This window comes from Microbacterium gallinarum, from assembly GCF_014837165.1.
GTDB lineage: Bacteria > Actinomycetota > Actinomycetes > Actinomycetales > Microbacteriaceae > Microbacterium > Microbacterium gallinarum.
The window spans coordinates 1,376,604-1,396,054 of sequence record NZ_JACSPM010000001.1 but is presented as its reverse complement, the minus strand read 5'-3'; the positions used below and the strand labels follow the sequence as shown (position 1 = coordinate 1,396,054).

Genomic DNA, 19,451 nt, shown 5'->3' with positions numbered 1-19,451 from the left:
TGCCGGTCACGAGGCATCCGTCGCGAAGAAGACGTTCTTGGTCTCGGTGAAGTGCTCGGCGGCGTCGGGGCCGAGCTCGCGGCCGAGTCCCGAGGCCTTCATGCCGCCGAACGGGGTCGAGTAGCGCACCGAGGAGTGGGAGTTGACCGACAGAACACCGCTCTTCACGGCGCGCGAGACGCGGACGGCCCGGCCGAGGTTCTCGGTCCAGATCGAGCCGGCCAGCCCGTAGATCGTGTCGTTGGCGAGACGGATGCCGTCGGCCTCGTCGTCGAACGGCAGCACGGCGACGACCGGCCCGAACACCTCCTCCTGTGCGAGGCGGTCCTGCGGCGAGGCGAGCACGACGTGCGGCGCGAACCAGAACCCGTCGCCCTCCGGAGCCGAGCCGTGGAACGCGATGTCCGCGCCGTCGAGGAACGACGCGACGGTCGATCGGTGCGAGGCCGAGATCAGCGGCCCCATCTGCGTCGACTCGAGCGCCGGATCACCGACCTGCCAGTCGCGCACCGCCGGCTCGAGCAGTTCGAGGAACCGGTCGTACACCGAGCGCTGCACCAGGATGCGGCTGCGCGCGCAGCAGTCCTGTCCGGCGTTGTCGAACACCGCACCGGGAGCCGACGCCGCCGCCAGTTCGAGATCGGCGTCGTCGAACACGATGTTGGCGCTCTTGCCTCCGAGCTCGAGGGTGACGGGCTTGAGGTTGCGGGCGCAGCCGGCCGCGACATCCGTCCCCACCTCCGTCGACCCGGTGAACACCACCTTGCGCACGTCCGGGTGCGACACGAACCGCTGCCCGACGACCGAGCCCGAGCCGGTCACGACCGTGAACAGCCCTTCGGGCAGTCCTGCCTCGAGCGCCAGCTCACCCAGCCGGAGCGCCGTGAGGGGTGTGAGCTCCGCGGGCTTCAGCACCACGGCGTTCCCTGCGGCGAGCGCGGGCGCGAAGCCCCACGACGCGATCGTCATCGGAAAGTTCCACGGCACGATGATGCCGACCACGCCGTACGGCTCATGGAAGGTCACGTCGAGCCCCCCGGCGACCGGGATCTGCAGGCCGCTCAACCGCTCGGGGGCGCCCGCGTAGAAGTTGAGCACCTGGGCGACGTGCGATGCCTCCCAGCGAGCGGATCCGATCGGATGCCCCGAGTTGAGCACCTCGAGCTGCGCGAGCTCCTCGACATGGTCCTCGACCGCACGGGCGAACGCGCGCAGCGCGTCGGCCCGGGCGACGGGTGCACGACCCGCCCACGCCCGCTGCGCGCGGACGGCCTGGGCGATGGCCTCATCGACCTCGTCGACGCTCGCGCGCCCGATCTCGCGGATCGCCTGCGCGGTCGCCGGATTGATGACGGTGAACGTGCTGCTCATGCGGACACCCCCTGAGAAGCGGCGCGGTAGGCGGATGCCTCGGCGACGAGGCCGGCGAAGAGCCGGCGGTCCTCGAGATTCTCCTCGGGATGCCACTGCACCCCCACGAGGTACTGGTCGTCGTCCGACTCGAAGGCCTGCACCAGGCCGTCGTCGGTGCGCGCCGTCACCATCAGCCCCGCACCCACCTGGTCGACGCCCTGATGATGGTAGCTGTGCACGTCGAGCGTGCCGGCGCCGACCAGCCCGGCCAGCCGGGATCCGTCGTCCACCGTCACCTCGTTCGTCGCGAAGACGCCGCCGCCGATGCGGTAGCGCTCGGTGCCGAGCGCGTCGGGCAGGTGCTGGTGCAGCGTGCCGCCACGAGCCACGTTCACAAGCTGCAGCCCGCGGCAGATCGCGAGCACCGGCATGCGCCGCGCCTCGGCGCCGCGGAACAGCGCGAGCTCCCACTCGTCGCGGTCGGGTCGCCCGGGATCGGTGAGCGGATGCCGCTCCGCACCGTACAGCTCGGGCTGCACATCCATCCCACCGGTCAGGATGAGGCCGTCGAGCCCCTCGAGCACCGCGGGGGCGGCGGCATCCGGACCCGGCTGCGGGGGAAGCAGAACGGCGATGCCGCCCGACGCGGTGACTGCGTCGAAGTACTGCTGCGGCAGGAACGCGGCGCGCACGTCCCACACCCCCTGCTTCGCACGTTCGAGGTAGGTGGTGAGGCCGATGACCGGCCGTCGTGCTCCGTGGCCGGAGGCCCCCGCGGGCGGTGTACCGAGATCAGAGGCGCTCAAATCCACGCACCCTCTCCCAATCGGTGACAGCGGCGTCATAGGCTTCGACCTCGATGCGCGCCTGGTTCAGGTAGTGGTCGACCATGTCGTCGCCGAAGGCGGCGCGGGCGATCGCGGACTCGTCGAAGAGCCGCGCCGCCTCGCGGAGCGTCGTGGGCAGGTGGTCCACACCCGAGGCGTAGGCGTTGCCCGTGAGCGGGTCGGGCAGTGGCAGCTCGTGCTCCACGCCGTGCAGCCCGCCGGCGATGATCGCCGAGATCGCCAGGTACGGGTTCACGTCTCCGCCCGGCACGCGGTTCTCGACCCGCAGCGACGAGCCGTGGCCGACGACCCGCAGGGCGCACGTCCGGTTGTCGATCCCCCAGGCGATCCCCGTGGGTGCGAACGAGCCCGGGGCGAACCGCTTGTACGAGTTGATCGTCGGTGCGTACAGCAGCGTGAACTCATGGAGGGTGGCGAGGATGCCGGCGATCCAGTGCTCCATGAGCGGGCTGAAGCCGTGCGCGCGGTCGCCCGCCATCACCGGTTCGCCGTCCTCGGACCGCAGCGACAGGTGGATGTGGCAGCTGCTGCCCTCGCGCTCGTTGAACTTGGCCATGAACGTGATCGACTTGCCGTGCGCGTCGGCGATCGACTTGGCACCGCTCTTGTAGATCGTGTGCTGGTCGGCGGTTTCGAGCACCTCGGCGTAGCGAAACGCGATCTCCTGCTGGCCGAGGTTGCACTCGCCCTTCACGCCCTCGGTGTACAGCCCGGCGCCGTCCATCTGCAGGCGGATGTCGCGCAGCAGCGGCTCCAGGCGGCCTGACGCGAGCAGGTCGTAATCGACGTTGTAATCGGTAGAGGTCCGGAGGTCGCGGTAGCCCTTGGCCCAGGCATCCCGATACGAGTCGTCGAAGACGATGAACTCGAGTTCGGTGCCCGAGTACGCGACGAGACCCCGGTCGGCGAGGCGCGCGCGCTGCTGCTTGAGGATGGCACGCGGTGACTGGACCACCGGATCGCCGTTCTCCCAGCCGAGGTCGGCGATGACGAGCGCGCTCCCCGGCATCCACGGCATGCGCCGGAGCGTGCCGGTGTCGCTGAGCAGCATCATGTCGCCGTAGCCGGTCTCCCAGCTCGACATCGCGTACCCGTCGACGGTGTTCATGTCGACGTCGACCGACAGCAGGTAGTTGCAGGCCTCGGCGCCGTGCGGGAGCACCTCCTCCTGGAAGAGCCGGGCCGAGACGCGCTTGCCGACCATGCGCCCCTGGGCGTCGGCGAAGGCGACGACGACGGTGTCGATCTCCCCCGCCGAGATCGCGGCGTTCAGTTCATCGACGCTGAGGTTTCCCGGCATGCGCCCAACCTTCCTGTTCGGACCGATGAGCCCCGCGAGCGGTACGGAGTCGGTCAACTGTAACGACGAATCTGACTCCAAAGGTAGACACAACCTGCCAATAGGGATCACAATCATGCGCAGACGCACCCCCCGCGTCCCACCCGAGAGCACGGAGGATCGATGTCTCAGTCGAGCGATGGTCCCGCGAAGGTCGCCGGCGCGACCTATACGCGGGCTGGTCAGGACTACTTCCAGAAGCGGACTCTGAAACGATCCGCGGGTGTGTGGGGCCTGTGGGGCCTCGCCGTCGCCGCCGTCATCTCCGGCGACTTCTCCGGCTGGAACTTCGGCATCGACTTCGCCGGGTTCGGCGGCATGCTGATCGCCTTCGTGATCCTGGTCGCCATGTACTACGGCATGATCTTCTCGATCGGCGAGATGGCGTCGGCCATGCCCCACACCGGGGGCGCGTACTCGTTCGCCCGATCGGCCATGGGTCCGTGGGGCGGTCTGGTCACCGGTGCCGCGGAGACGATCGAGTACGTCGCGACGACTGCGGTCATCGTCTACTTCTCGGCGTCCTATGCCGATGCCATCACGTCCGAGCTCCTCGGCGTCTCCCTGCCCGCATGGGTGTGGTGGGTGCTGCTCTACGTCCTCTTCATCGCTCTCAACTCCGCGGGCGCCAACATCTCGTTCAAGTTCGCGATCGTCGTCTCGATCATCTCGATCGGCATCATCCTCGTCTTCTCCGCGATGGCGATCTTCTCGGGGGCGTTCCAGTGGGCGAACCTGTGGGACATCGCGCCCGACCCCGGGCAGACCGAGTTCTTGCCGCACGGCGTGCTGCCGATCCTCTTCGCGCTTCCGTTCGCGATGTGGTTCTTCCTCGGCATCGAGGAGCTGCCGCTTGCCGCCGAGGAGTCCCACAACCCGGTGCGCGACATCCCCCGCGCGGGGTTCTGGGCCCGCGGAACGCTCATCGTGACCGGCCTGCTGGTGCTCTTCCTCAACACCGGCGTGATCGGCGCCGAGGCCACAGGAGTCGCGGCCGAGCCGCTGCTCGACGGCTTCCGCGCGATCGTGGGCGACGGCCTGGCTGCCGTGCTCGCGCTCTTCGCACTGGTCGGCCTCCTCGCCTCGCTCCAGGGCATCATGTTCGCCTACGGGCGCAACATGTACTCGCTGTCACGTGCCGGCTACTACCCGCGCTTCCTCTCGCTGACGGGCAAGCGCCAGACGCCATGGGTCGCCCTCGCGGTCGGCGCGGTCATCGGCTTCATCGCGCTGGTGGTGCTCGACACCGTCGCGGCCCTGAACGAGGGCGCCGGCGCTGTCGCCGGAGCCATCGTGCTGAACATCGCGGTGTGGGGCGCGGTGCTGGCCTATCTGCTGCAGATGATCTCGTTCATCATCCTGCGCAGGAAGTTCCCGAATGCGAACCGTCCGTACCGCAGCCCGTGGGGCATCACCGGCGCCGTGATCGCGGCGGTCATCGCGGCGCTCATCTTCGTGGGCTTCCTGCTCAATCCGACGTTCGTGCCGGCGATCGTCGCCATCTTCATCGTGTACGTGATCATCCTCGTCGGCTTCGCCCTGTTCTTCCGGCACCGCCTGGTGCTCTCCCCCGAAGAGGAGTACGCACTCTCGGGCGGAACCCACGGCGACCCGCAGGCCGAGGGCTACGACGCCATGGAGGCCGAGGTGTTCGGCAGCGACAAGCCCTAGCAAGGGGGATGCGCGGGGTCGGAGTGGTCCGGGGGGACGCTCCGGCCCCGTTGCTTTGTCCGCGAACGGAGCGGTGCGGGGCTATGTCCGCGAACGGAGCGGTGCGGGATCCGGGTGCGAGTGCCGCGTCCGGGGACTGAGCGGCCCCCTCGCGCCGTTCTCCCACGGCGGCTCGAGAGGGCCTACTGCTCACCGGCGGTTCGACTGCTCGCTGGGGTGACGAGGCTGCTGTTGGGGGACAGCATCGAGCGGCTGCGGGAGCTGAGGCCCACGTTACTCCCGGAAATTCGCCTGTGTCCCCCTTTCGGGGGACACAACTTCATGAAAATCTCATGAGAATCGTGTTCTTGTCCACCGAAGTGGGGACATACAAGGTACTACCAATCCGCGTAACCTTATACGCGAGGTGTCCCCAGCACCTCCGAGAACAGTGTCCCCAGCACTGTCTCTTCACTGTCGAGCATCGCGCGCCTTGGGGTGTGCCCGAACTGCCGACAGTGGCAGGCCCCCGGGAGTCCCCAACCCCGGGGGCCTTTTCCTGCCCTCCCGCAGGCGCGCGTGGGCACAGGCGCGCGCGTGAGCACAGGTGCGCGTGAGCGCAGGTGCGCGTGGAGCGCACGCGCGCCGACGCAGGCGCGCGCCGATGACTCCCCGCCTCAGCGGGTCATCGCGCCCGGCGTCAGTACAGCAGGAACTGGGTCGTCTCGGTCGAGGCGACCCCGCCGATCTCGACGGCGAGGTGATACGACGCGCCGCCGCCGGGAGCCCGCGGTCGTGTCTCGTCGTCGCATGTGCCGACCGCGGAGCGCGTGCGGTCCCACGTGAGCGGCGAAGCGCTCGACACGGTCTGCCCTGCCGTCAGCAGCACGGTCATGTCGCTGGGCTCGCTCTGGCAGTCCGTCGACCGCCACCACGTGTCGCTGCCGCTGGTCACGGTGAAGACCTGGCCGCTCGTGCCGACGTTGAGCGTGCAGTCGGCGTCGCCCTCGTTGGTGAGCCGGATCGAGAACGACGGCACCTGGTCGTTCGAGTACGACTCCTGGCTCGTGACCGCCTCGACGGCGATGTCGCTTCCGACGCAGGGCTGGGCGGCAGGGGTGCCCGACGGCGTCGGCTTCGGGGTCGCGTCGCCCGCGGCCTCTCCGGTCGGGGTGGGGCCGGGCGTCGCCGCCGCGGTCGGGACGGGCAGCGATCCTGCCGCATCCTGGGTCTTCTCGGTCTGCGGCTCGGCGCCTTCCGACGCGGTGCTCCGCCACGGCTGGGCGACGAGCAGCCAGATGAGGACGGCGACCAGCAGCAGCCCGATGAGCAGGACGATCCGACGGCGGCGGTACACCGCCGGGGAGTGCCGTCTGCGGGGAGTCTCGCCGGTCATGAGACCAGGGTAGGCGGAGGCGTCCGGCCCGCCGCGTCGGCACGCCCGCCGCCTCGCGTTCGCTGCGGCGTCAGCGCACGCGCAGCCGCGGGTCGCGGCATCCGCTCAGAGGTTCTTGATCATCCTCGTGTTGCCGAGCGTGTTGGGCTTGACGTGCGCGAGGTCGAGGAACTCGGCGACGCCCTCATCAGGAGAGCGGATGAGCTGCGAGTAGACGTCGGGGTCGACGACCTGCTCGCCGATCGGCGAGAAGCCGCGCCGCGTGAAGAAGTCGACCTCGAACGTGAGGCAGAACAGCCGCGTGAGCCCGAGCGTGCGGGCCTGCTCCTCGAGCCCTTCGACGAGCGCTCGGCCGACGCCGTGGTGGAGCCACTCGTCGACGACGATGAGCGTGCGGATCTCGCCGAGGTCCTCCCACATCACGTGCAGCGCGCCGCAGCCGATCAGGTTGCCCTCGCCGTCCTCGGCGACCAGGAACTGCTGCGTCGCCTCGTAGAGAACGACCAGGTCCTTGCCGAGGAGGATGCGGCGCTGCACGAACGGCTCCAGCATCGCCTGGATGCCGCGCACGTCGCGCGTGCGCGCGGGCCGCACCGTGATCTCGCTCATCCCTCCAGCGTAGAGCGCACGGAGCCCCGAGACGACGAAGAGCGGATGCCGCGAGGCATCTGCTCTTCGTTCATTCCGGCCTTTACGAGTTGGCGGCCAGGTCGGGCGTGGCCGTGATCTCGCCGTTGTGGACGACGCCCACCGCGACCTTCTCGCCGCGGGGGCCGTGCTCGAAGACGAACTCGCCGTCGACCGCGTCGACCTTCACGTGGTCGCCCGCGTCGAGCTCGCCGTGGAGGATCTTCTCGGACAGGCGGTCCTCGACCTCGCGCTGCATCGCACGGCGCAGCGGACGGGCGCCGAGCGCGGGGTCGAACCCGATCTCGATGAGCTTGTCCTTCGCGGCATCCGTCAGCTCGAGCGTCATGTCGCGGTCGAGCAGACGCTCGCCCAGGCGCTTGGTGAACAGGCCCACGATCTGGCGCAGCTCGTCCTTGTCGAGCTGCGGGAAGACGATGATGTCGTCGACACGGTTGAGGAACTCGGGCTTGAAGTTGCGCTTGAGCTCCTCGTTGACCTTGCCCTTCATGCGCTCGTAGGTCGTGCCGCTGTTGCCCTCGACCTGGAAGCCCACGGGGCCGCCGGCGATCGCCGACGATCCGAGGTTGGTCGTCATGATGATGACCGTGTTCTTGAAGTCGATGACGCGGCCCTGACCGTCGGTCAGGCGACCCTCTTCGAGGATCTGCAGCAGCGAGTTGAAGATGTCGGGGTGCGCCTTCTCGATCTCGTCGAAGAGCACGACCGAGAACGGCTTGCGGCGCACCTTCTCGGTGAGCTGGCCGCCCTCTTCGAAGCCGACGAATCCGGGAGGGGCACCGAACAGCCGCGAAACGGTGTGCTTCTCACCGAACTCCGACATGTCGAGCGAGATCAGCGCGGCCTCGTCGTCGAACAGGAACTCGGCGAGAGCCTTGGCGAGCTCGGTCTTTCCGACTCCCGTGGGGCCGGCGAAGATGAACGAGCCAGACGGGCGCTTCGGGTCCTTGAGGCCGGCGCGCTGACGACGGATCGTCTTGGCGAGGGCGGCGATCGCCTCTTCCTGGCCGATGACGCGCTGGTGCAGCGCCTTCTCCATGAAGACGAGGCGGCTCGACTCCTCCTCGGTGAGCTTGAACACCGGGATGCCGGTCGCCTGAGCGAGCACCTCGGCGATCAGGCCCTCGTCGACGACCGCGTGCGACGCGACGTCGCCCGACCGCCACTGCTTCTCGAGGCGCAGTCGCTCGGCGAGGAGCGACTTCTCCTCATCACGCAGCGACGCGGCCTTCTCGAAGTCCTGCTCCTCGGAGGCGACTTCCTTCTGCTCGCGCACCTTGGCGATCTTCTCGTCGAACTCGCGCAGCTCGGGCGGGCTCGACAGGATCGACAGGCGCAGGCGGGCCCCGGCCTCGTCGATCAGGTCGATCGCCTTGTCGGGCAGGAAGCGGTCGGAGATGTAGCGGTCTGCGAGGTTCGCCGCGGCGACGATGGCGCCGTCGGTGATCTGCACCTTGTGGTGCGCCTCGTAGCGGTCGCGCAGCCCCTTCAGGATGTTGATCGCGTGGGGCAGGCTCGGCTCGGCGACCTGGATCGGCTGGAAGCGGCGCTCGAGCGCGGCATCCTTCTCGAAGTGCTTGCGGTACTCGTCGAGCGTCGTCGCGCCGATCGTCTGCAGCTCGCCGCGGGCGAGGAGCGGCTTGAGGATCGAGGCGGCGTCGATCGCACCCTCGGCGGCACCGGCACCCACGAGGGTGTGGATCTCGTCGATGAAGACGATGATGTCGCCGCGCGTGCGGATCTCCTTCGTGACCTTCTTGAGCCGCTCTTCGAAGTCGCCGCGGTAGCGCGAGCCGGCGATGAGCGAGCCGAGGTCGAGCGAGTAGAGCTGTTTGTCCTTCAGTGTCTCGGGGACGTCGTTCTTGACGATCGCCTGCGCGAGGCCCTCGACGACGGCGGTCTTTCCGACGCCGGGCTCGCCGATGAGGACGGGGTTGTTCTTGGAGCGGCGCGACAGGATCTGCATGACGCGCTCGATCTCCTTCTCGCGCCCGATCACGGGGTCGAGCTTGTTGTCGCGCGCGGCCTGCGTGAGGTTGCGGCCGAACTGGTCGAGCACCTGCGAGCCGCCCTGGGCGGACTGCGGGTTGTCGTGAGCGGCGCCCGAGACCGCCGCCGGCTCCTTGCCCTGGTAGCCCGAGAGCAGCTGGATGACCTGCTGGCGCACCTTGTTGAGGTCGGCGCCGAGCTTGACCAGCACCTGGGCGGCGACGCCCTCACCCTCGCGGATCAGGCCGAGGAGGATGTGCTCGGTGCCGATGTAGTTGTGGCCCAGCTGGAGCGCTTCGCGCAACGAGAGCTCGAGCACCTTCTTGGCGCGCGGAGTGAAGGGGATGTGCCCGGTGGGCTGCTGCTGGCCCTGGCCGATGATGTCCTGGACCTGCTCGCGCACGGCATCGAGCGAGATACCGAGGGACTCCAGCGCCTTGGCTGCGACCCCCTCGCCCTCGTGGATCAGCCCGAGCAGGATGTGCTCGGTGCCGATGTAGTTGTGGTTGAGCATCTTCGCCTCTTCCTGGGCGAGGACGACCACACGACGGGCACGGTCGGTGAATCTCTCGAACATCGTTCACTCCTTCGGGGCAGGGAGGGTCTGTCGGGCCCTCGGCGCCTTACATCGAGGGTAACGAGAGGGGGGATCGGGTGAGCCCGTGTTCGCCAGGGGCATAGTGCAACGGATGCTTGCGCCGCGGCATCCGCTCGGCTTATCGTTTGTCGATAACAACGACTATCGATATGGAGGTGTCGGCATGGGATCGGGATTCCTTGCTCTGTGGATCGGGCTGCCGATCGTCGTCGGCACGATCTTCGTGATCCTGCTGGTGCGCACCCGGCGGGCCGCCGAGCCTGGCGGACTCTCGAAGCTCGAGGAGTGGGTGGTCGCCGTCGTCGGGACCGGCGCGATGCTCGTCGCGGCCGGGAGCACGGTGATGCTCGTGCTCGCCGGCATCCAGGTCTTCACCGTCGACCCCCTGCGCATCGACGGCTTCCCCCTCGCCAACGCCGCCGTGCCGGCGTTCGCAGAGAAGTCGGACGCGATCGTCGGCGCGGGGTACGAGTCGGCCTGGCTGGAGGTTGCCGGACTCCCCGGCGGGATGCGCTGGCTGCTCTACCTCGAAAGCGCGCTGCCGCTGCTCGCCGCCCTCGCGATCGGGGTCGCCGTCGCGTGGCTCGCCATCGGACTGCTGCGGGGACGCCCTTTCGTGCGCTCGCTGCCGCACGTGGTCGGCGTCACCGCCATCGCGGTGCTCGTCGGCGGGCTCGGATCGCAGGTGTTCGGCAGTTTTGCACGAGCGTCGGTGGTCGCGTTCCTGGGTGAGCGGACCATCACCGGCGGCGACATGGGCGACGGTCCGTACGAAGGGCTGACGGGGTGGGTGCTGACGCTCGACCTGGCACCGATCGGGTGGGCGCTCGGCCTCGCGCTCGTCGCGGCGGCGTTCCAGATCGGCACCCGCATGCAGAAGGACACGGAGGCGCTGGTCTGATGAAGATGATCGTGGAGGAGACGTCGTGAGCGTCGGATGGCATGACCTGCCGGGCGCACTGCTCTGGATCACCGGCGGCCTGTTGCTCGTCGCCGGATTCATCGGCTTCATCGCGTGGGATGCCCGGCGGCGGCGAAGCTCCTCCGTGGTGATCGAGGTCGCCGGCGCGCTGGCCCGCGTGTGGGTCGCCTTCACCGGCGTCGCAGTGGTCGTCTCGGTCTGGCGATGGTTCGGCGGGGATGTGTGGGTCGCGAACATGCCGGCTTCGGTGACGGTGCCCGGCCTGTCGTGCGGCGGTCTCGGCGAGCCGATCGTGGCGACCGCCCCGACCCTGGTGTGCGGCAGCATCTCCGGCGTCGACGTGAGCCTGGCCGGCGTCGACACCGGCATGCGGATGCTGCTTGCGGCGGGCGACGTGCTCACGCTGATCGCGATCGCCGCTCCCGCCGTGGTGCTGGCCGTCGCATGCGGCCAGGCGCTGAAAGGCGTGCCGTTCTCGCGCGTGGTGAGCCGCTGGCTGCTCATCGGCGCCCTCACGATGCTCGTCGCCGGGCTCGGAGGAGAGCTTCTCAGCAGCCTCGGGCGCACCATCCTCGCGAACGAGGTCTTTCCATCGAGCGGCGCCGATGTGGTGTCCACCGGGATCTACCGGGTCTCGGTGTCGTGGTGGCCGATCTGCGCAGCAGCCGCACTCGGCGCGCTGGCCGCGATCTTCTGCCATGGCGCCCGCCTGCAGCATGACACCGAGGCGCTGGTGTGATGGCGGGCGGCACCCGGCGGATCCAGCGCGAGCATCGGCGGTTCGCATGAGCCCGGCCGAGGACGACGGCCCGAGCGGGGTGCACTGCCGGCTCGACGAGCTGCTCGAGGAGCGCGGCATGACCCTCACGCGCCTGTCCGAGCTCGTCGGGGTCTCGGTGGTGAACCTGTCGATCCTGAAGAACGACCGGGCACGCGCCATCCGCTACTCGACCCTGTCGGCCATCTGCCAGGCGTTGGACTGCGAGGTGGGCGACCTGCTCGTCCGTGCCGACTCGTAGCCGCGGCATCCGCTCACCTGTCGCAAGATGCTGCAAGTCGCGGCACTTCATGACAGGCGAGCGAACCCACCTTCGGGTGGACCCGCTCACCTGTCGCAAGATGCTGCAAGTCGCGGCACTTCGTGACAGGCGAGCAAACCCACCTTCGGGTGGACCCGCTCACCTGTCGCAAGATGCTGCAAGTCGCGGCGCTTCGTGACAGGCGAACGTACAGAGACTGCGACGCGACTCAGCCGCGACGACGGATCGCCTCGCGCACCCGCTGAACGGCGAGCGCGGGCGTGCCGAAGAGCTCGGACTTGGTGATCTGGACGACGATCCATCCCCCGGCGCGAAGCGCCTCGTACCGAGCGATGTCGCGGCTCCATTGCTCGGGATCGAGGAGGTGGTGCTCCCCCTCATACTCGATCGCGATCTTGAGGGCGGGATACGCGAGATCCACGCACCCGAGGTAGACGCCGTTCTCACAGACCTCGTGGTTTCGGTCAGGCTCAGGCAGGCCATGATCGACGAGCGTGAGGCGCAGCCAGGTCTCGGGGCGAGACGCGGAATCGGTTCGCACGCGAGGAAGCGCCAGCCGGGCGGCCACCACCCCGACTCGTCGTCCCGCGACGACCGCCGACTCGAGCTCGGCGAGCGTCGCAAGCGGCGAGTCGACGCGCCACGTTCGCACAACAGCATCTCCGGCGGCGACGAGGTCATACGGGTCGGACAGCTGACGCCCGATGCTCGCCCACACCGACGCCGGCGACGCAACCATCAGACCCGTGCGATCATCGCGTCTGGCAGTCACGAGCGAGGGCTTCGCCTCGTGTCCGCGCACGCCCGCGCTGCGAGGAAGTCGCCGCGGCCGGAGCACCGACACATGGAGCAACGACCGCGCGACGACGGCGTGCGGGAGGGGGATGCCCAGGATGACCGCTGCGGTGACATGGCTGAAGAACTCGCCCTCGGACATCCGCGGTGCGTACGCCAGGGCGCGTGCGAGGTGCGCTTGCTCCGCCGGCCCGAGAGCCCGACCGCAGCGATCCGTCGCGAGCGCTGCGGGAAACCCGGCGTCGCTCACCACTCGGACGCCGTGGAACGGCTTGTCCACGTCTTTCCGCCGCAGCCTCCCCTCCGAGACTCCGGCGGCCTTCGCCTGCTGGACGGAGAATCGGGGTCCCAGCTCTTCCGGAAGCGGTCGCATCACTCGAAGATCGTGACCTCAGCTCAGCGAGCGGCGCAGGCTCACAGTTCGGCTGTGGAGAGTGCGGTGCTGGACGCGGCCTCCGGAGGAGGCAACATCCGCCCCGCGCCATCGCTCGTCCGTCACAATGTGCCACCCGCCTCGACACATCGTGACAGGTGAGCGGGTCGGCACGTCGCCGACAACAGCTCCCCTGTCACGAAGTGCCACCCGCCGCGACACATCGTGACAGGGGAGCGGGAAGGCACGTCGCCGACAACAGCTCCCCTGTCACGAAGTGCCACCCGCCCCGACACATCGTGACAGGGGAGCGGGAAGGCACCCGACGTCAGTTGGGGTAGATCGGCACCCGGATGTTGTCGAACTCGCCGCCGGTCAGGATCGCGAACATGTCGGCGTCGTCCTCGGCCTCGAGCACCGAGGTCACGACGGCGCGCGGGGCCATGTCCATCGTGCAGACCTGGTCGGCGGGCGGGGTCGCGAACGTCACCGTGATCTCGGTCGCGCTCGTCACCTCGGTGTTCTCGATCATCGGCGCGCACGACGACGACCCCCACGACAACACGACGAACTGCCCGTCGACGTCGGTCCACCCGGCGGAGGGCAGGTAATCGGTCTCGCCGCCGCCGCCGAGGTCGGCCACCCCGCCGAGCTCGGTGTCGCCGGTCCAGCCGTCGCCCGTCACCTCGATCTCAACGCCCTGGGCCGGATCGACCCCCTCGGGCACACCGACGAGCGAGACCCGGGGCGCGAGGTCGGCGGTACAGGCGGTGTCGCCCTCGACGTCGACGAGCGTGACCTTCATCACGCCGTCCTCGTACGTCGCCTCTTCGGCGGTCGGGATGCACGTGGAGCTGCCCTGGGTGACGATGCCGATCAAGCGGCCGCCATCGAGCCACGCGGCGCCGACCTCCTGTTCGTTCGCGTCGTCGCCGTTGGTCGACGACGTGCCCGAGGGCGCGGTGGGCGCGGTGCCGCCCGACGTGGTCGCGCAGGCGGTGAGCGCGCCCGCGAGGAGCGCGGCGAGGCCGAGCCCGGCGAGCACCGAGCGAGTGCGAGGGGTCATGCGAGATCCTTCCCTGAGCAGCGCGGACGCCCGAGACCGCGGCATCCGTCAGCCATATGGTGTCGCAGATCGGCGCGTGATCTCAGGGTCCTCGGTAACGCGCTGATCACAATCACCCCGACGGGGTGATCACTGCAGCGCGGAGGTCAGCCGCGCGAGGTTGTCGAGCACGGTCGAGCGCAGCGGCTGCTTCTCCCACTCCTCGAGGGTGAGCTCGCGGCTCAGGGCGCGGTAGCTGTCTTCGATCCGGCGCATCTCGCGCACGAACTCCTCGCCGCGCACGAGCATGGAGATCTCCAGGTTGAGACCGAAGGAGCGCATGTCCATGTTGCTCGAGCCGACGATCGCGACCTCGTCGTCGATCGTCATCGACTTGGAGTGCAGGATGAATGGGCGCTGGTACATCCAGATCCTCACGCCCGCCCGCAGCAGCGCCTCGTAGTAGCTGCGCTGTGCGTGGTAGACGAGCGCCTGGTCGCCCTCTTCCGACACGAAGAGCTCGACGTGGATGCCGCGCTGACACGCCGTCGTGATCGCGAGCAGCAGCGCCTCGTCGGGCACGAAGTAGGGGCTGACCACGACGATCTTGCGCTGCGCGGCGTAGAGGAGCCCGGCGAACAGCTTGAGGTTGTTCTGGAACTCGAACCCCGGCCCGGACGGCACGATCTGGCAGTCCAGGTCGCCCGGGCCGGACTCGACGTCGAACAGGTCGATCTCGTCGGTGAGGATCTGGTCGGTCTCGCTGTACCAGTCGGACAAGAAGACGGCATTGACGGATGCCACGACCGGGCCTTCGATGCGCACCATGAGGTCGACCCAGTGCAGGCCACGCTTGATGTTCTTGCGCAGGTTGTAGGTGGAGTCGGTGACGTTCTGCGATCCGGTGAACGCGACGCGGCCGTCGACGACGAGCAGCTTGCGGTGGTTGCGCAGGTCGGGCCGCTGGTACTTGCCCTTGAGGGGCTGCACCGGAAGCATCAGGTGCCACTGCGCGCCCATGGCGTCGAGGCGCTTGAGGGTCTGCTTGTAGAACGGCTTGCCGCGGTTGGCCCAGTGGTCGAGCAGCACGCGCACGGTCACGCCCCGCGCGCTGACCTCTTCGAGGGCACGGAAGAAGTTCGCGGTCGAGGCATCCGACTGGAAGATGTAGAACTCGACGTGCACGTAGCGCTTCGCGCCGCGGATGGCGTCGGCCATGGCGTCGAGGCTGTCCTGGTAGCCGCCGATGATGTGCGCGGCGTTGTCGCCGGCGAGCGGCATCGCGCCGAGGTTGCGGTTGAGGGTGACCAGCGACGTGAACCAGGACGGTGCGTGCGGGCGCAGCGTGCCGAAGTCGAGCGAGGCGCTGGTGTCGCGGATGTACTCGTTGATGCGCTCCTGCTTGCGCCGCCGCTTGCGGGGCAGGCGCGGGTTGCCGATCAGCAGGAAGAGGAACACGCCGATGATCGGGATGAAGTAGATGGCCAGCAGCCAGGCCATCGCCGCGGTGGGGCGCCGGTTGCGCGGCACGATGATGATCGCGGCGACGCGGATGACCAGGTCGACGACGAAGACCAGCACCAGCCACCACGTCGCATCGAACGTGATGGTGATCACTCTTGTGGCTCCTGACGTTCCCCGGACAGCGTGAGCCCCACCTTAGTGGGGACGGCGGTCAGCGCTCGGAGGCGGCAGGTGCATCGACGGATGCCGGGGCCGGCGGCATCCCGAGCTTCGCGCGCTCCTTGGCCTCGACGCGGGCGTACTCACGGCGCTCGTTGCGGTCGGCGCGGATCACGCTTCGCAGCACGAAGAAGAAGATGGCGCTGACGACGATCGTCGGGAGCAGCGTCCACACGACGGCGACCCAGTAATCGTCCATGCCCTCAAGGATACGCGGCGGTGGAGCGGTGGTTCCCCAGGTCTTCGCTGCTGGCGTCCGCGGCTGGCGGCGGCTCCTCCCCAACCCGGGCTCTGCGCTCACGATCCCCGGTCGGCGATCGGGTTCCCTGCTCACCCCGCCCGTGCCGCGACAGTCGACCCATGACCACGATCGTCAAAGCCGCGGGCGCCGCGGAGTTCCTGTCCCTCATCCCCCGCATGCTCGGCTACGTCCCCTCGCGCAGCCTCGTGATGGTCCCGTTCGCCGGTTCGCGCAGCGTCGGCGCGATGCGGTTCGACCTCCCCGCCGACGACCCCGAGTCCGTCGACCGCGTGGCGGCGACCGTCATCGGGACCGTGTGCCGGCTCCCCGACGCCGACGCCGTCGCCGCGATCGCGTTCACCGACGCGACCTTCGAAGGAGGGGATGGGATGCCGCACAGCGGCCTTCTGCGAGCGCTCGAGCGTCGCGCCGACGCCTGCGGCCTGCGCTGGACCGACGCCCTGTGCGTCGCGCAGGATGCCTGGGGCTCCCTCTTCGACCCGCACTGTCCCGAGGGCGGACGGCCGCTCACCGACCTCGACCTCTCCGCGGCGGACGCGGCAGGGCCGGCCGACGACGGCGCGGCCGGGGCACGAGACCAGGCGTCGGGCGCGGAACTCCCCCGAATCGGACTCGCGCAGAGCGAACGGGTCGCTCGCGCGCTCGTGTCACTGGAGCGGGCGGTCGACGTGCTGTGCGGACCGGGTGAGGGAGCGGATGCCGCGCCGGGCCGCGATCCGGAGGACGGTGAGGTCGCCTCGCCCGTCGGCGACCGCATCGACCCGGCGGCGTTGGCGGCGGTATGCGCGCTCGATGATCTGCCCTGTCTGTTCGAAGACGCCCTCGAATGGGATGCCGAAGACCTGAGCCCGTACGACGCTGCGACGCTCGTGTGGTGCCTCGCGCGGCCGTCGCTGCGCGACATCGCCCTCGTGCAGTGGAGCGCGACGATGACCGCCGGCGACGAGGCATTCGATGCGCAGCTGCGGTGGGAGTCCGGCGAGGAGTATCCGACGCACCTGGCGATGCGCATGTGGGGCGAGGGCGAGCAACCCGACCCGGACCGTCTCGTACGGGCGCTACGGCTCGTGAGGTTCGCGGCGGCTGCGGCCCCGCGCGCGTCCCGACCGGGACCGCTCGCGATGTGCGCGTGGCTGTCGTGGGCGCTCGGTCTCTCGACGCACGCCGAGCTCTATGCCGAGCAGGCATGCGCGATCGAGCCGGAGCACGGCCTCAGCGAGATCGTCCGGTCGTTCGTGCACGCCGGGCATCTGCCGGACTGGGCGTTCCATCGGCCCGCGCGGTGAGCGCGGGTCGTGGTCAGGAGGACAGCTGGTGACGCCGCGAGGCCGGGCGATCGACGTGCTGCTACTTGACGAGCGGGAAGAGAATCGTCTCGCGGATGCCGAGGCCGGTGATGGCCATGAGCAGGCGGTCGATGCCCATGCCCATGCCGCCGGTGGGGGGCATGCCGTGCTCGAGCGCCCGCAGGAACTCCTCGTCGATGCGCATCGCCTCGAGGTCGCCGCGCGCGGCCAGCTTGGCCTGCTCGATGAAGCGCTCGCGCTGGATGACCGGATCGATGAGCTCCGAGTACCCCGTCGCCAGCTCGAAGCCGCGTGTGTACAGGTCCCACTTCTCCACGACGCCCGCGATCGAGCGGTGCTCGCGCACGAGCGGACTGGTGTCGATCGGGAAGTCCATGACGAACGTCGGGCGCGTGAGGCCCGGCTTGACGAAGTGCTCCCACAGCTCTTCGACGAGCTTGCCGTGCGTGGCGTGGGGCGGCAGATCGACGCCCACCTCGTTCGCGAAGGCGACGAGCTCTTCGAGCGACGTCGCGGGCGTGATCTCGCGGCCGGACGCCTCCGACAGCGAGCCGTACATCGGCAGGCGCTCCCACTGACCGCCGAGGTCGTACTCGGTGCCGTCGGCCCACGTGACGAGGGTCGAGCCGGTGACCGCGATCGCCGCGTTCTGGATGATCTCCTGAGTGAGGTCGGCGATCCCGTTGTAGTCGGTGTACGCCTGGTACGCCTCGATCATGACGAACTCGGGGCTGTGCGTCGAGTCGGCGCCCTCGTTGCGGAAGTTGCGGTTGATCTCGAACACCCGCTCGATGCCGCCGACGACGGCGCGCTTCAGAAAGAGCTCCGGCGCGATGCGCAGGTACAGGTCGGTGTCGAACGCGTTCGAGTTCGTGATGAACGGGCGTGCCGATGCGCCGCCGTGCTGCACCTGCAGCATCGGAGTCTCGACCTCGAGGAACCCGTGGTTCGCGAACGTCTGGCGCACGCTCGCGTTGGCCTTCGCCCGCGCGACGACCGTCTGGCGGGCCCGGTCGCGCACGATGAGGTCGAGGAAGCGACTGCGGACGCGGCTCTCCTCGCTGAGGTCGGCGTACATGTTCGGCAGCGGGAGCACGGCCTTCGCCGCGATCTGCCACGTCGCCACCATGATCGACAGCTCACCGCGACGGCTGGAGATGACCTCGCCCTCGACGAAGACGTGGTCGCCGAGGTCGACGAGTTCCTTCCACTGCTGAAGCGATTCCTCGCCCACGGCGGCGAGCGACACCATCGCCTGGATGCGGCTGCCGTCGCCGGACTGCAGCGTGGCGAAGCAGAGCTTGCCGGTGTTGCGGCTGAACACGACACGGCCGGCGACCGCGGCGGTCACACCGGTCTCGGCGCCCGCCTCGAGGTCGCCGAAGCGCTCCCGCAGCGCGGGGATGGTGTCGGTCACCGGAACGCTCACGGGGTAGGCACCGCCCGAGGCATCCGTCCGCTCCGCCATGAGGCGCTCACGCTTGGCCAGACGGACGGCCTTCTGCTCGAAGATGTCCTCTTCGGTGGGTTCGGGCGTCTCGGCAGGCGTGTTCGCAGGCGTTTCGGTCATCGACGGGGCTCCTCGCAAAAGTCGCCGCCAAGTCTATCTGCGCGGCCTCGGCGGTCCCTGCCCTCACGTTCAGGGTCCTCGCCGGGGAGACTGCGGCTCGGCTGGGTGACCATCGGATCGGGGGCGCGGCCTCGCGGCGGGTCAGGGCGTGGGACCGGATCCGGGGTGTCGCGGGCGAACCGGGTGAGGTAGGCGTAGTAGTCGGCGCCGACGAGCTTCAGCAGGGACTCCTGCGCATCGCTGTCGCCGGACGCGGCGCGGTGGCAGAGGACGCCGAGCGCTTCCGCGGTGGAGAGGGTGCGCTGAGCGGCGTCGACACGGACATCGATGACGAGCGGGGTGCGGACGTTCTCAGCGGCATCGCTGCTGAGAACGATGTCGAACCCGGGCGAAGCTCGCCTCGTCACGGGAGGTCGTACCGGTGAACGTCTGCGTACCGGTGGTGCGGGTGACGCCGATGACCCGCCGGCAGGCGGCGAGGAGCTCAGGGTGGATCCAGCTCGTCTCGTCCTGCGCTGTCGCCAGCGGATGGGTCTCCTGCGGTGTGTCCCATATGGGTCCAGTCTCCCCGATCCGCTCGGCGCCCGCCTCCCCTGCGCGGGCGTCCGGCACGGGCGGCCGCACGCCGCCAGC

General features: G+C 69.2%; 17 protein-coding genes. 5 read left to right on the top strand and 12 right to left on the bottom strand.

Translation table 11 applies throughout. The features are described 5' to 3' along the window. Positions 1 to 6: 6 nt before the first annotated feature. From H9622_RS06455 to H9622_RS06445, 3 genes are read right to left on the bottom strand one after another with little or no spacing between them, the layout of a single operon-like run. The gene (locus tag H9622_RS06455) at positions 7 to 1,371 is read right to left on the bottom strand and encodes an aldehyde dehydrogenase family protein (RefSeq protein ID WP_191765325.1); all 1,365 of its coding nucleotides are present in this window, start codon (positions 1,369 to 1,371) and stop codon (positions 7 to 9) included. After that, a complete protein-coding gene (locus H9622_RS06450) occupies positions 1,368 to 2,159 on the bottom strand; it encodes a gamma-glutamyl-gamma-aminobutyrate hydrolase family protein (protein ID WP_225221563.1) in 792 nt (263 codons plus the stop codon). Before H9622_RS06450 ends, H9622_RS06455 begins: the two co-directional genes overlap by 4 nt. Next, positions 2,146 to 3,501, bottom strand: coding sequence for a glutamine synthetase family protein (locus H9622_RS06445; RefSeq protein WP_191765321.1), 1,356 nt, complete (start codon positions 3,499 to 3,501; stop codon positions 2,146 to 2,148). Before H9622_RS06445 ends, H9622_RS06450 begins: the two co-directional genes overlap by 14 nt. Positions 3,502 to 3,663: 162 nt before the next feature. On the opposite strand from H9622_RS06445, the gene H9622_RS06440 reads away from it, so the two are divergent. Next, positions 3,664 to 5,211: an amino acid permease gene (locus H9622_RS06440; protein ID WP_191765319.1), complete on the top strand. Its 1,548-nt coding sequence runs from the start codon at positions 3,664 to 3,666 to the stop codon at positions 5,209 to 5,211. Between the two features lie 679 nt (positions 5,212 to 5,890). On the opposite strand, the gene H9622_RS06435 is transcribed toward H9622_RS06440, so the two are convergent. From H9622_RS06435 to H9622_RS06425, 3 genes are all read right to left on the bottom strand, one after another. Next, on the bottom strand, positions 5,891 to 6,586 hold the full coding sequence (locus tag H9622_RS06435) for a hypothetical protein (protein WP_191765317.1): 696 nt from the start codon (positions 6,584 to 6,586) through the stop codon (positions 5,891 to 5,893). A 105-nt stretch (positions 6,587 to 6,691) separates the two neighbouring features. Next, positions 6,692 to 7,195: an amino-acid N-acetyltransferase gene (locus tag H9622_RS06430; RefSeq protein WP_191765315.1), complete on the bottom strand. Its 504-nt coding sequence runs from the start codon at positions 7,193 to 7,195 to the stop codon at positions 6,692 to 6,694. An 82-nt stretch (positions 7,196 to 7,277) separates the two neighbouring features. Beyond that, on the bottom strand, positions 7,278 to 9,800 hold the full coding sequence (locus H9622_RS06425) for an ATP-dependent Clp protease ATP-binding subunit (protein ID WP_191765313.1): 2,523 nt from the start codon (positions 9,798 to 9,800) through the stop codon (positions 7,278 to 7,280). Between the two features lie 184 nt (positions 9,801 to 9,984). Between H9622_RS06425 and H9622_RS06420 the strand changes: the two genes are divergently transcribed. From H9622_RS06420 to H9622_RS06410, 3 genes are read left to right on the top strand one after another with little or no spacing between them, the layout of a single operon-like run. After that, on the top strand, positions 9,985 to 10,722 hold the full coding sequence (locus H9622_RS06420; RefSeq protein WP_191765312.1) for a hypothetical protein: 738 nt from the start codon (positions 9,985 to 9,987) through the stop codon (positions 10,720 to 10,722). 25 nt (positions 10,723 to 10,747) lie between these two features. Further along, complete coding sequence (locus H9622_RS06415) at positions 10,748 to 11,482, top strand: hypothetical protein (RefSeq protein WP_191765310.1); 735 nt, start codon at positions 10,748 to 10,750, stop codon at positions 11,480 to 11,482. Positions 11,483 to 11,528: 46 nt separating this feature from the next. Next, positions 11,529 to 11,762 (top strand): helix-turn-helix domain-containing protein, encoded by a 234-nt coding sequence (locus H9622_RS06410; protein ID WP_191765308.1) that lies wholly within the window; start codon positions 11,529 to 11,531, stop codon positions 11,760 to 11,762. A gap of 229 nt (positions 11,763 to 11,991) precedes the next feature. Here the strand turns inward: H9622_RS06410 and H9622_RS06405 are convergent, their stop codons facing one another. From H9622_RS06405 to H9622_RS06390, 4 genes are all read right to left on the bottom strand, one after another. Further along, complete coding sequence (locus H9622_RS06405; RefSeq protein ID WP_191765306.1) at positions 11,992 to 12,951, bottom strand: endonuclease domain-containing protein; 960 nt, start codon at positions 12,949 to 12,951, stop codon at positions 11,992 to 11,994. 328 nt (positions 12,952 to 13,279) lie between these two features. After that, complete coding sequence (locus H9622_RS06400) at positions 13,280 to 14,017, bottom strand: hypothetical protein (RefSeq protein ID WP_191765304.1); 738 nt, start codon at positions 14,015 to 14,017, stop codon at positions 13,280 to 13,282. A gap of 129 nt (positions 14,018 to 14,146) precedes the next feature. Then, on the bottom strand, positions 14,147 to 15,613 hold the full coding sequence (gene cls, locus H9622_RS06395; protein ID WP_191765302.1) for a cardiolipin synthase: 1,467 nt from the start codon (positions 15,611 to 15,613) through the stop codon (positions 14,147 to 14,149). A 58-nt stretch (positions 15,614 to 15,671) separates the two neighbouring features. Beyond that, the gene (locus H9622_RS06390) at positions 15,672 to 15,878 is read right to left on the bottom strand and encodes a hypothetical protein (protein WP_191765300.1); all 207 of its coding nucleotides are present in this window, start codon (positions 15,876 to 15,878) and stop codon (positions 15,672 to 15,674) included. Between the two features lie 161 nt (positions 15,879 to 16,039). Here H9622_RS06390 and H9622_RS06385 point away from each other — a divergent pair, with 161 nt between their 5' ends. Further along, entirely contained in the window at positions 16,040 to 17,227 is a 1,188-nt protein-coding gene (locus H9622_RS06385; RefSeq protein WP_191765298.1) for a DUF4192 family protein, read from the top strand. A gap of 61 nt (positions 17,228 to 17,288) precedes the next feature. On the opposite strand, the gene lysS is transcribed toward H9622_RS06385, so the two are convergent. Both lysS and H9622_RS06375 read right to left on the bottom strand, forming a co-directional pair. After that, on the bottom strand, positions 17,289 to 18,818 hold the full coding sequence (gene lysS / locus H9622_RS06380) for a lysine--tRNA ligase (protein WP_191765296.1): 1,530 nt from the start codon (positions 18,816 to 18,818) through the stop codon (positions 17,289 to 17,291). Further along, complete coding sequence (locus H9622_RS06375; RefSeq protein ID WP_191765294.1) at positions 18,815 to 19,225, bottom strand: hypothetical protein; 411 nt, start codon at positions 19,223 to 19,225, stop codon at positions 18,815 to 18,817. The genes lysS and H9622_RS06375 overlap by 4 nt, the downstream gene beginning before the upstream one ends. Between the last annotated feature and the right edge of the window lie 226 nt (positions 19,226 to 19,451).